The organism is Castellaniella sp. (genome assembly GCF_041675725.1).
Taxonomy (GTDB): Bacteria; Pseudomonadota; Gammaproteobacteria; order Burkholderiales; family Burkholderiaceae_B; genus Castellaniella.
In genome coordinates, this window is sequence record NZ_JBAYTI010000078.1 from 1 (window position 1) to 10,973 (window position 10,973).

Here is a 10,973-nt window from a genome sequence, read left to right on the forward strand (position 1 = left end):
AGCAGATCTCGGCGGGCGGTATCATCGTGCGCCAGCGCGGCACACAATTCCACCCGGGCGTCAACGTCGGCATCGGCAAGGACCACACCCTGTTCTCGCTGGTCGACGGCACGGTACAGTTCGGCATCAAGGGCGCGCGGAACAAGCGCACGGTATCGGTCAATCCGGCCAGCTAAATGCCGGCCACCCCCGGCGGGTGCCGTCCATAGGCATCGGCACCAGGGCCCTGCCGCGTGGCAGGGCTTTTTTCTTTAGAATGATAGCCACGCCCGCAGTCCATCTCCTTTTGCGGGGGTAGCCCAGCATGAAATTTGTAGACGAAGCCACCATCGAAGTCATCGCCGGCAAGGGCGGCAATGGCGTCGCCAGTTTCCGGCGCGAAAAATTCATCCCCAAAGGGGGGCCCGATGGCGGCGACGGCGGGCGCGGCGGCTCGGTGGTGGCCGAAGCCGACCGCAACATCAACACCCTCATCGATTATCGGTACGCACGCCTGCATCGCGCAAAAAATGGCGAGCATGGGCGCGGTTCAGACCAATACGGCGCCGGAGCCCCGGACATCGTCCTGCGCATGCCGGTGGGCACCGTGATCACCGACGCGGATTCGGGCGCCCTCATCTGCGATCTCGATCACCATGGCGCGCGGGTCATCCTGGCGGCGGGCGGCGCAGGCGGGCTGGGCAACCTGCGCTTCAAGTCCAGCACCAATCGGGCGCCGCGGCAATTCACGCCGGGCCAGGAGGGCGAGCAACGCCGCCTGCACCTCGAACTCAAGGTGCTGGCCGACGTGGGCCTGCTGGGCATGCCCAACGCAGGCAAGTCCACCCTCATCGCCCAGGTCTCGAACGCCCGGCCCAAGATCGCCGACTACCCCTTCACCACCCTGCACCCCAACCTCGGCGTCGTACGGGTCTCGCCCGAGCACAGCTTCGTGATCGCCGACATCCCGGGGCTGGTGCCGGGCGCTTCAGAAGGCGTGGGTCTGGGGCATTTGTTCCTGCGCCACCTTGGGCGCTGCAGGGTGCTGCTGCATCTGCTCGACGTTCATTCGCCAGATCCAGACGTCGACGCGTGCGCCCAGGCCGTGCAGGATGCGCACGCGATCGCGCAGGAACTGGCCCGCTACAGTGCCGAGCTCGCCGCCAAGCCCCGCTGGCTGGTACTGAACAAGATCGACATGGTGGCCGACCCGCTGGCCGTGCAGCAACGCATTTGCCGTGAACTGGGCTGGCAAGGGCCGGTGTTCGGCATTTCCGCCCTCACCGGCCAAGGCACCCGGGCGCTCATGCAGGCCCTGCAATCATGGCTGGACACGCAGCGCCAGGATGAGCAGCCCGCCGAGCCCGACCCCCGCTTCCCGGATGATCCCGACGCATCAGCCACACCATGACAGCCCCTTCATCGAAAGACGCTTCTGTTTCAGTCGCGCGCGACGCGCGCCGCCTGGTCATCAAGGTGGGCTCCTCGTTGGTGACCAACGAGGGCCGGGGGCTGGACCTCCAAGAGGTCGGGCACTGGGCGGCCCAGATTGCCAGCCTGCACGCCGACGAACGGCAGATCGTTCTGGTGTCCAGCGGGGCGGTGGCCGAGGGCATGGTGCGGCTGGGCTGGCCGCGCCGTCCGCGAACCATGCCCGAACTCCAGGCCGCCGCCGCAGTGGGCCAGATGGGCCTGGCGCAGGCCTATGAAGCGGCCTTTGCGCAACACGGCATCCGGACCGCCCAGATTCTTCTCACGCACGAGGATCTGGCCGACCGGCACCGTTATCTGAACGCCCGCAGCACCCTCAATACCTTGCTGGCGCTGGGCGTCGTGCCGATCGTCAACGAAAATGACACGGTGGTCACAGACGATATCCGGCTGGGCGACAACGACACGCTGGGTGCGCTGGTCACCAACCTGATCGAGGCGCACGTGCTCATCATTCTGACCGACCAGGATGGCCTCTACAGCGCCGACCCACGCCGGGATCCGCAAGCGCGCTTCATCCATCATGGCCAGGCGGGCGATCCGGCCCTCGAAGCCATGGCGGGCGGCTCGGGCAGCACGATCGGCACGGGCGGCATGCTCACCAAGGTATTGGCGGCCCGGCGCGCGGCCAATAGTGGCGGGCACACCATTATTGCGTCAGGGCGCGAGCCCGACGTCCTGCGTCGCCTGGCGGCCGGCGAGCCCATCGGCACCGAGCTCAGGGCGGTGCTGCCCCTGCGCTCGGCCCGCCAGCGCTGGATGGCCAATCATTTGCGCCTGCGCGGCCGGGTCACCCTCGATGCCGGCGCCGTACGCGCCATCACGCAGGGCCATCGCAGCCTGCTGCCGATCGGGGTGATGGCCGTCGAGGGAGAATTCGGGCGCGGCGACGTAGTCGCCTGCGTCGATGAGCACGGGGTGGAATGCGGCCGGGGATTGATCAATTATTCCTCTGCCGAGACCGCCCGGATCCTGCGCCAGCCCAGTGCGCGGATCGCCGGGATTCTGGGGCATCTGTCCGATCCAGAGCTCATCCACCGGGACAACCTGATCGTGGTGCGCCCACGCACGATTATTTCTGCGCCGGAATAAACAGGGTCTCTTTGACTTCTTCCATGACCACGCAACTTTTGGTCTGGGTCACCCCGGGCAGACGCAGCAGGATGTTGCCCAGCAGGTTGCGGTACTGGCTGATCTCTTTGATGCGGGCCTTGACCATGTAATCGAAGTCGCCCGAAACCAGGTGACATTCCAGAACTTGCGGAATGCACAGGATTTCGCGGCGGAAATCCTCGAACGTACGCTCCGACTTGCTCGACATGCTGATTTCGACGAACACCAGCAAGCCGGCGTCCAGTGCCTGGGGCGCCACACGGGCGTGATAGCCGGTAATGATGCGCTCGCGTTCGAGACGGCGTACCCGCTCGATGCATGGCGTGACCGTCAACCCGACAGTATCCGCCAGTTCCGTCATGGACAGCCGGCCGTTCTGCTGCAGCAGATCCAGGATACGCCGGTCGATCCTGTCCAGGCCCTGGCTCGAAGTCTTGTGCACACGCATCCTGTGGTACCTTGTTGTACCGGTCTCCCTATCCGACATGCTGGCGGGCCAACAGGCCCGAGAGAATCCGCCCTGACAGCAATTGTAGCGGGCTTCATCAAGCAAACACATGCATTTTCATGTGTTTTTAATGAAAAACAAGAATTTTCATTAAAAATTAACCATAGATTTTGCGTATCATCATTAAATAACATAGGAGGCCATGATGAAAGTTCTGGTATTGGGTGCCGGGGTCGTGGGTGTCACCAGTGCCTGGTATCTTGCACAACAGGGTCACGAAGTCACCGTCCTGGATCGCGAGCAGGACGTCGCCGAAGAAACCAGCCACGCCAACGCGGGGCAGCTGTCGTTCGGATACTCTTCGCCCTGGGCGGCACCGGGTATCCCGCTCAAGGCATTCAAGTGGCTGTTCGAACCGCACGCGCCGTTGGCCATACGCCCGGACGGCAGCCTGTTTCAGCTGCGCTGGATGTTCAACATGTGGCGCAACTGCACGCCCGAGCGCTATGCCGTCAACAAAGAACGCATGCTGCGCCTGTCGGCCTACAGCCGGCAGTGCCTGCATGCACTGCGCGCCGACACCGGGATAGCATTCGAACAGCGCTGTCAGGGCACTTTGCAAGTGTTCCGCACGCAGAAACAACTCGACGCGGCGCAGCGCGACGTCCTGGCCCTCAACGAAGCCGGTGTGGCCAATGCGCTGCTCACGCGCGAGCAGCTGGCCAGCGTCGAACCCGCCCTGGCGCACGTCAGCTACAAGCTGGCCGGCGCCCTGCACACGCCCGACGACGAAACCGGCGACTGCAATCTGTTCGTCCACCGCCTGGCCGAGCTCGCCCGCCAGCAGGGGGTGCAGTTTCGCCTGGGCGAAACCATCCGCTCGCTGCACGTGGCCGGCGGAGCCGTCAGCGGCGTGCAATGTGTCTCCGGTCTGGTTCAGGCGGATGCGTACGTGGTCGCCATGGGATCCTGGTCACCCCTGCTGTTGCGCGGCGTACTCGACATCCCTGTTTACCCGATGAAAGGGTATTCGATCACGGCCCAGATTGCCGACGCACAACGCGCACCGGTATCCACGGTCCTCGATGAAACCTACAAGATCGCCCTGACGCGCTTCGACGAGCGCATCCGGGTGGGCGGCATGGCCGAAGTCGTAGGCTATGACACCCACCTGAAGCCGGCGCGCGAACGCACCCTCGAAATGGTGCTCAATGATCTGTTTCCCGGCAGCTACCAGGCAGGCGACCTGCACTTCTGGACGGGCCTGCGGCCCAAGACCCCGGACAGCACGCCCATCGTGGGGGCCACGCGCCTGCCTAACCTGTTCCTGAACACGGGTCACGGCACCCTGGGGTGGACCATGGCCTGCGGCAGCGGGCGTCTGCTCGCCGACATCGTGTCTGGCAAACCCACCGAAATCCGCCACGAAGACCTGGATCTCAGCCGCTACGGCGCCTGAGGCAGCCGGCAGGCCGATCGTCAGGCCCATAGTCAGGCCCATAGTCAGGCCCATAGTCAGGCCCATAGTCAGGCCCATAGTCAGGCCCATATATAGCCGGTGTGGCTCAGGGCTTCGATCGGCAGGGCACCCAAACGCGCCTGGCGGGCGCGCAAGCGGCTGAATTGATGCCGCAGGCTGGCCGGGCCGGCCAGCCGCAGCCGGGCCCCCTGGGTCTCTTGGTGTAGCGCCTGCTGCAGTGCCTCGGCCCGCAGCACGTGGCCGGGCGCATCGAACAAGGCCTGCACGAGCACCCGTTCGATGACCGACAGGCGCATATGGCGCCCCGCATGGCTGAGCCACCAGCCATCTTCGCTGAGCCGCCAGCCGTCGATCACGTTCAGGTGCCCCGCCGGCCGTGAACGCAAGACCACACGGGCAGCCAGTGCAGCGGCCAGCCAGCCGGGCGCGGCGCCCGCCGGCAAAATGAGGTCGACCCCCACGCGCAGCAGTGCTTTGTATTCGGCCAAGCGCCGATGCTGCATGGCCGCCAGTAACGGCACGGCCATGCCAGCCGCGCCCACCTGCCTGGCCACGCGGCAGTTGGACACGACGTCGGCCAACAACAGCAGGGCGTCGGCGTGGCCCGCCCTGGCCAGCCAATCGGCCGGCATCGCCTGCTCGCACGGCCAGATCTGTGCCGCCCCCTGCACCAGCAGGGGATGATGCACACTGGCGGGTGGACACAGGGCAAGAATGTTCTGCACCGTCATGCACCGGGGCGGGCTGGGGTGGATCGGGCCATGGGTTCAGGCATCGGGTGAATGCCGCGACTATATCACGAAAGTAATATCGATAACACCATTGTGGCATTGGTTTTTAGTCCAATGGCACTGTGAACACCTTTGGCGAACGACTCCGATACGCACGCGAGCTGCGCGGCCTGTCCCAGAAGCAGCTGGCAGATGCCTGCGGCCTGTCGCAAAGTGCGATATCCAGCTATGAACGGGGCAGCCGCAAGTCGACCCAGAAACTGCTGGTCATCGCCCGCAAACTAGAGGTGGACCTGTACTGGCTCGACGGGGGCACCGGGCACATGCGCCCCGCCGGGCAATCACGGCTGGCGATGGGCGAATCGTGGCCGTTCCCATCCATACCGCCCGAGCACATCATGGCGCTGTCGGAAAACGACCGGCTTGCCGTGGAAAAGACGCTGCGGGCCTTGATCGACAGCCTGCTGCCGAGACTGCCAGGCATGCCGAAATAAAAGCCTGCCCTGGACGGGCAGGCAAGCCATCATTGCTGGACGGCGTACAGATACAGCTCGACCCGACGGTTCAGGGCGCGGCCTTCGACCGTGGCGTTGTTGCCGATGGGATTGGACGCCCCCATGCCTTCGGCAGACAGGCGCGCGGACGACACACCCTGCGTGATCAGGTACTGGGTGACGGCAGTGGCGCGGTCACGCGACAAGGGCAGGTTGATGGCATCGGTGCCGGTGCTGTCGGTGTAGCCCAACGCGCGGGCACGCAGTTCGGGATGCTGATTCATGGCGCGTGCCACGCTGTCCAGCACCGGCAGCAGCGCAGGCTGCAGGGTGGATTTGCCGGTGGCGAACGATACGTTGCTGGGGATGTTGACACGCAAAGTGCCGTCGGGCATTTCGGTCACGGCCACACCCAGATCGGCCGCCCCCGAGCCTTCGACATCCTGGCGGATGCGGTCCCAGTTGTAGCCGACCACCGCCCCCACGGCCGAGCCGATGCCCGCGCCGATCAGGGCCGATTTGCTGGAATCACCAATGAGGGCCCCCAGGCCCGCGCCGATGGCCGCACCCGCGCCGGCACCGATCGCGGTATTTTGGCCCTTGGGCGACACGTTGGCACACGCCCCCAAGGCCAACACCAGACTGCCTACCAGCGCCCAGCGTACGGGTCGCGTGACCATTGCATTCATATGGATTCTCCTGCTTGCATGTTGGAAGCCATAGCGTAACAAAAAAAGCCTCAGTGCAGGATCTGGCTCAGGAACAGGCGCGTGCGTTCGTTTTTCGGATGGTCGAAGAAGACATCCGGCGTGTTTTGCTCGATGATTTCGCCGTGGTCCATGAAAATGACGCGGTTGGCCACCTGGCGGGCGAAACCCATCTCGTGCGTCACACACAACATGGTCATGCCGGTTTCCTCGGCCAGTTCGACCATCACGTCCAGGACCTCTTTGACCATTTCGGGATCCAGCGCCGAAGTGGGCTCGTCGAACAGCATGATCTTCGGGTTCATGCACAGCGAGCGGGCAATGGCCACGCGCTGCTGCTGCCCCCCTGAAAGCTGCCCCGGGTATTTCCGGGCCTGGTCCGGGATGCGCACGCGCTCGAGGTATTTCATGGCGGTGGCCTCGGCTTGCGCACGCGGGTGCTTGAGCACCCAGATCGGCCCCAGCGTGAGGTTTTCGAGCACCGTCATGTGGGGGAACAGGTTGAAATGCTGGAATACCATGCCGACATCGCGGCGAATCGCTTCGATCTGCTTGAGATCATTGGTGAGTTCAGTGCCATCGACGATGATCTGCCCTTCCTGGTGCTCTTCGAGCCGGTTGATGCAGCGGATCATGGTGGATTTCCCCGAACCCGAAGGGCCGCAGATCACGATGCGCTCGCTGGGCGCGACGTCGAGGTCCAGGTCTTTCAGGACGTGGAACTGCCCATACCACTTGTTGACTTTCTTGAGCTGAATGATGGGTTCCGACATGCTGCAGACTCCACGGCGTGGGGCCCGGGCCCCACGCACTGGTTAACGATGATGCCCCTGATCCAGCTGACGCTCCAGCGCCAGGCTGTAGCGCGAGATCGAAAAGCAGAAAATGAAGTAGATCACGGCGATGAACAGATAGGATTCGGTGCTGAAACCGCGCCAGACGGCATCCGACACCGCGACCTTGGCCGCCATGGTGAGGTCGAACAGCCCGATGATCACGACCAGCGACGTATCCTTGAAGAGCGAAATGAAGATCCCCACCAGGGGCGGGATCACGATCTTCAATGCCTGCGGCATGATGATCTTGCGCATTTGCTGCCAGTAGCTCAGCCCGATTGAATCGGCCCCTTCGTATTGCCCCTTGGGGATGGCCTGCAGCCCGCCGCGCACGGTCTCGGCCACATAGGCCGCAGCAAACAGGATGATGGCGATTTGCGCGCGCAAGAGCTTGTCGATCGAAAAGCCCTCGGGCAGAAACAGCGGCAGCATGACCGACGACATGAAGAGCAGGCTCACCAGCGGCACGCCGCGGATGAGTTCGATGTAGATGACGCAGACCGCCTTGACCCCGGGCATGTGCGAACGCCGGCCCAGCGCCAGCACCACGCCAAAGGGGAAGGCAAAGGCGATGCCGAAGGTCGACAGGATGAGCGTCAGCGGCAGGCCGCCCCATTTGCTGTTTTCGACGTACGTCAGCCCAAAGACGCCCCCCCACATGAGCACGCCCACCGCCACCAGCCCCACCACCCACAGCAGTGCCAGCGAGGGGCGCCAGAAGCGGCGCATGCAGCTGCATGCGATCACGGCCACCAGGATCACGGAAGCCAGCAGGGGGCGCCATTGCTCGTCGTACGGATAGACGCCGAACAGAATGAGCCGATGTTTTTCGCGCACGAACGCCCAGCAGTAGCCCCCTGCCTCGCGGCATTGCTCGGGCGTGGTGGCGGCGAAGTCGGGCTGCACGAACAGGTACTCGACCAGCGCCGGGATGGCCAGCAGCAGGACCCAGATGGTCAGCAGGCTGAGCACGGCGTTGAGGGGGCTCGAGAACAGCCGTGTGCGCAGCCAGCCCAGAACCCCGGCGTCGGAACGGGGCGGCAGGCGATCAGGCAGGGGTTGGGCCATGTCTCAGCGCTCCACCAGCTCGATGTGCTTGTTGTACCAGTTCATGAACAGCGAAATCGACAGGCTGACGACCAGGTAGGCCGCCATGATGATCATGATGCCTTCGATGGCCTGGCCGGTCTGGTTCAGGATGGTGTTGGTGACCGCCACGATGTCGGGGTAGCCGATGGCGACAGCCAGCGAGCTGTTTTTGGTGAGGTTCAGGTACTGGCTGGTCATGGGGGGTACGATGACCCGCATGGCCTGGGGCAGGATCACCTTGCGCAGGATGCGCGCGCGCGACAGCCCCAGGGCGGACGCCGCTTCCCATTGGCCCTGGCTGACGGCCTGGATGCCGGAGCGCACGACCTCGCCCACGAAGGCCGAGGTGTAGATCACCAGGCCCAGCAGCAAAGCGGTGAATTCGGGCGACATGGTCAGGCCGCCCTGGAAATTGAACCCCTTGAGCTCGGGCCGGTCGAGCTCGAAGCTCGCCCCGCTGAGCCAGGCCGCCAGCATGGGCACCGCGATCAACAGGCCCAGGGCCGACCAGCCCAGCGGAAAGATCTTCCCGGTGGCCTCTTGGCGGCGCCGCGCCCAGTGCGCCAGCACCACGATGAGCACGATCGCCAGGGCCAGGCCGCCGAGCACCCAATCGATGGCATGGCCGTGCACCCAGGGGATCTTGAAGCCCCGGTTGGAGATGAACACGTCGGGCAGCGGGTTGAGCGCCTGGCGCGGGCCGGGCATGATTTCGGTGATCAGGGCATACCAGAAGAAAAGCTGCAGCAGCAGCGGGATGTTGCGCATGACCTCGATGTACAGGCCTGCCAGATGCGAGATCAGCCAATTGCGGGACAAACGCCCGATGCCCAGCAGCGTGCCGAACAGCGTCGCCACGACAATGCCCACCACGGACACCCGCAACGTGTTCACCAGCCCCACCAGCACGGCCCGACCGTATGTGTCGGCCGGCGAATAGTCGATGATCGACTCGCCGATGGCAAACCCCGCCTCTTCGTGCAGGAAACCGAAACCGGTGGAGATGTTGCGTACCGCCAGGTTATGCAGCGTATTCGACGTGAGATACCATACCCCCAGCGCCACCAGGCCCAGGATCAGGATCTGATAGATCAGCGCGCGGGTGTCGGGATCGTTCCACGACCAGCGGCGGCGCGCCCGGCCCGGCGGAGAGGATCGGGCAGTTGAACGGGAAGTGACCATGCTTGAGTCATCTTTTTTGGGTTTCCCGGATCATGCGCAGTACCGGCCAAAGCCGGACACGTCATACAATCCGGATGAACGGGCGTGGCCCGAAGCAGATCGTAGCGTGTCCATGCCGAACCGATACATGCGGGATATCCCTGCCGAGCCCAAAGCCGATGATCGAATTTCAACACGTTTTCAAGTCCTATGGCCGCGGCAGGAACATTCTGGCCGACGTCAATTTCAGCACTGAAGCCGGCGAATTCCTTTTTATTTCGGGGCCATCGGGGGCGGGCAAGTCCACGCTGCTCAAGCTGGTGGCGGGGCTGGAACCCGCCAGCCGGGGAACCATCACCGTCAACCACCACCGCATGGATCGCCTGAATGCCCGCACCCTGCCCTACCTGCGGCGCACGGTGGGCCTGATCCTGCAGGATACCCATCTGCTCTTCGACCGGCGCGTGATCGACAACGTCCTGCTGCCGCTGGCCGTACTGGGGCTCGATTCCCGCACCGCCGTCACCCGGGCCCGGGCCGCCATGGACAAGGTAGGCTTGCGCGGCAAGGAAGACTACTGGCCCATCGAGCTGTCCGGCGGCGAACAGCAGCGGCTGGCCATTGCACGGGCCATCGTGGGCCGCCCGGCGATCCTCATCGCCGACGAACCCACGGCCAACCTGGATGCCGCCAGTGCATTGCGCATCATGGACGTATTCCGGGATTTCAACCAAGTGGGCGTCACCACCCTGATCGCTTCGCACGATGCGCCGCTCATGGCTGGTTATGCGCGCCGCACCTTGCATATCGAAGCCGGGCGCTTCACCGACCTGCCCGGGGTGCCCGCATGAAGCGCTGGCTGCGTCATCATCGCTACGCCCTGCGGGTGGCCGTGCGCCGCCTGTTCGGGCATGGCCTGTCTTCACTGGCCAACATCCTGGTGATCGCCCTGATGCTGGTGGTGCCGCTGCTCGGGGCGGCGGCCCTGCAGTCGGCGCAGCCGCTGATCCGCCAGCTCGCGGTCACGCCCGAACTCACCCTGTTCCTGACCCCGGGGCTGGACGCCGAGGCCCAGCAGGCCCTGCAGACACGGATCCGCACCGAAGCGGCCGAACAGGTCGCCCAGGTGCGCCTGATCTCCGCCACCCAGGCCATGGATCAGCTGCGGGCCGATCCAACCTGGGCGCAGGCCTTCGATGCGCTGCCGGCCAACCCCCTGCCGGATACGTTGATCGTGACGCTCAAGGACACCGACGCCCCGACCCGCGTGGCAAGTGCGCTGATGCAAGCCTGGCAGCAGTGGCCCGGCGTGGATCGCGTCCAGCTGGACAGCGACTGGGTGCGCCGGCTCGAATCCTTGCTGGCCTTGCTGCGCACGGGCCTGACCCTGCTGTCCGGCGCCGTGCTCGTCGTCGTCCTGGCCACGGTCTTCAACACGGTACGG

13 protein-coding genes are annotated in these 10,973 nt (G+C 64.6%); 7 read left to right on the forward strand and 6 right to left on the reverse strand.

Annotation, left to right across the window (positions count from 1 at the left end; genetic code table 11):
• From WCZ84_RS12430 to proB, 3 genes are all read left to right on the forward strand, one after another.
• The coding region (locus WCZ84_RS12430; protein WP_372686606.1) for a 50S ribosomal protein L27 at window positions 1-176 on the forward strand (176 nt) is incomplete at its 5' end.
• A 128-nt stretch (window positions 177-304) separates the two neighbouring features.
• The gene (obgE, locus tag WCZ84_RS12435) at window positions 305-1,390 is read left to right on the forward strand and encodes a GTPase ObgE (RefSeq protein ID WP_372686595.1); all 1,086 of its coding nucleotides are present in this window, start codon (window positions 305-307) and stop codon (window positions 1,388-1,390) included.
• Entirely contained in the window at window positions 1,387-2,562 is a 1,176-nt protein-coding gene (gene proB / locus WCZ84_RS12440; protein ID WP_372686596.1) for a glutamate 5-kinase, read from the forward strand. Before obgE ends, proB begins: the two co-directional genes overlap by 4 nt.
• Here the strand turns inward: proB and WCZ84_RS12445 are convergent.
• Complete coding sequence (locus WCZ84_RS12445) at window positions 2,543-3,031, reverse strand: Lrp/AsnC ligand binding domain-containing protein (RefSeq protein ID WP_372686597.1); 489 nt, start codon at window positions 3,029-3,031, stop codon at window positions 2,543-2,545. The genes proB and WCZ84_RS12445 overlap by 20 nt on opposite strands.
• A gap of 205 nt (window positions 3,032-3,236) precedes the next feature.
• Here WCZ84_RS12445 and WCZ84_RS12450 point away from each other — a divergent pair, with 205 nt between their 5' ends.
• Window positions 3,237-4,490: a D-amino acid dehydrogenase gene (locus WCZ84_RS12450; protein ID WP_372686607.1), complete on the forward strand. Its 1,254-nt coding sequence runs from the start codon at window positions 3,237-3,239 to the stop codon at window positions 4,488-4,490.
• Window positions 4,491-4,570: 80 nt separating this feature from the next.
• Here the strand turns inward: WCZ84_RS12450 and WCZ84_RS12455 are convergent, their stop codons facing one another.
• Window positions 4,571-5,242: a hypothetical protein gene (locus tag WCZ84_RS12455; RefSeq protein WP_372686598.1), complete on the reverse strand. Its 672-nt coding sequence runs from the start codon at window positions 5,240-5,242 to the stop codon at window positions 4,571-4,573.
• A gap of 122 nt (window positions 5,243-5,364) precedes the next feature.
• Here WCZ84_RS12455 and WCZ84_RS12460 point away from each other — a divergent pair, with 122 nt between their 5' ends.
• Complete coding sequence (locus WCZ84_RS12460) at window positions 5,365-5,736, forward strand: helix-turn-helix domain-containing protein (protein WP_372686599.1); 372 nt, start codon at window positions 5,365-5,367, stop codon at window positions 5,734-5,736.
• Between the two features lie 29 nt (window positions 5,737-5,765).
• Here the strand turns inward: WCZ84_RS12460 and WCZ84_RS12465 are convergent, their stop codons facing one another.
• Genes WCZ84_RS12465 through WCZ84_RS12480 form a run of 4 tightly spaced genes read right to left on the reverse strand, consistent with a single transcriptional unit; the run spans window position 5,766 to window position 9,550 of the window.
• The gene (locus WCZ84_RS12465; RefSeq protein WP_372686600.1) at window positions 5,766-6,425 is read right to left on the reverse strand and encodes an OmpA family protein; all 660 of its coding nucleotides are present in this window, start codon (window positions 6,423-6,425) and stop codon (window positions 5,766-5,768) included.
• Between the two features lie 50 nt (window positions 6,426-6,475).
• Window positions 6,476-7,216, reverse strand: coding sequence for an amino acid ABC transporter ATP-binding protein (locus WCZ84_RS12470; RefSeq protein WP_372686601.1), 741 nt, complete (start codon window positions 7,214-7,216; stop codon window positions 6,476-6,478).
• A gap of 42 nt (window positions 7,217-7,258) precedes the next feature.
• A complete protein-coding gene (locus tag WCZ84_RS12475; RefSeq protein WP_372686602.1) occupies window positions 7,259-8,347 on the reverse strand; it encodes an amino acid ABC transporter permease in 1,089 nt (362 codons plus the stop codon).
• Between the two features lie 3 nt (window positions 8,348-8,350).
• A complete protein-coding gene (locus tag WCZ84_RS12480; protein ID WP_372686603.1) occupies window positions 8,351-9,550 on the reverse strand; it encodes an amino acid ABC transporter permease in 1,200 nt (399 codons plus the stop codon).
• Between the two features lie 158 nt (window positions 9,551-9,708).
• Between WCZ84_RS12480 and WCZ84_RS12485 the strand changes: the two genes are divergently transcribed.
• Window positions 9,709-10,380: a cell division ATP-binding protein FtsE gene (locus WCZ84_RS12485; protein ID WP_372686604.1), complete on the forward strand. Its 672-nt coding sequence runs from the start codon at window positions 9,709-9,711 to the stop codon at window positions 10,378-10,380.
• Window positions 10,377-10,973 (forward strand): cell division protein FtsX (locus tag WCZ84_RS12490; RefSeq protein ID WP_372686605.1); only part of this gene is annotated, 597 nt, incomplete at its 3' end. The genes WCZ84_RS12485 and WCZ84_RS12490, both read left to right, overlap by 4 nt.

Excerpts from the sequence above, each read along its gene's own strand:
- WCZ84_RS12485 (WP_372686604.1), top strand. The coding sequence starts at position 9,709 with ATGATCGAATTTCAACACGTTTTCAAGTCCTATGGCCGCGGCAGGAAC.
- WCZ84_RS12470 (WP_372686601.1), bottom strand. The coding sequence starts at position 7,216 with ATGTCGGAACCCATCATTCAGCTCAAGAAAGTCAACAAGTGGTATGGG.
- WCZ84_RS12445 (WP_372686597.1), bottom strand. The coding sequence starts at position 3,031 with ATGCGTGTGCACAAGACTTCGAGCCAGGGCCTGGACAGGATCGACCGG.
- proB (WP_372686596.1), top strand. The coding sequence starts at position 1,387 with ATGACAGCCCCTTCATCGAAAGACGCTTCTGTTTCAGTCGCGCGCGAC.
- WCZ84_RS12455 (WP_372686598.1), bottom strand. The coding sequence starts at position 5,242 with ATGACGGTGCAGAACATTCTTGCCCTGTGTCCACCCGCCAGTGTGCAT.
- WCZ84_RS12450 (WP_372686607.1), top strand. The coding sequence starts at position 3,237 with ATGAAAGTTCTGGTATTGGGTGCCGGGGTCGTGGGTGTCACCAGTGCC.
- obgE (WP_372686595.1), top strand. The coding sequence starts at position 305 with ATGAAATTTGTAGACGAAGCCACCATCGAAGTCATCGCCGGCAAGGGC.
- WCZ84_RS12465 (WP_372686600.1), bottom strand. The coding sequence starts at position 6,425 with ATGAATGCAATGGTCACGCGACCCGTACGCTGGGCGCTGGTAGGCAGT.
- WCZ84_RS12480 (WP_372686603.1), bottom strand. The coding sequence starts at position 9,550 with ATGGTCACTTCCCGTTCAACTGCCCGATCCTCTCCGCCGGGCCGGGCG.
- WCZ84_RS12475 (WP_372686602.1), bottom strand. The coding sequence starts at position 8,347 with ATGGCCCAACCCCTGCCTGATCGCCTGCCGCCCCGTTCCGACGCCGGG.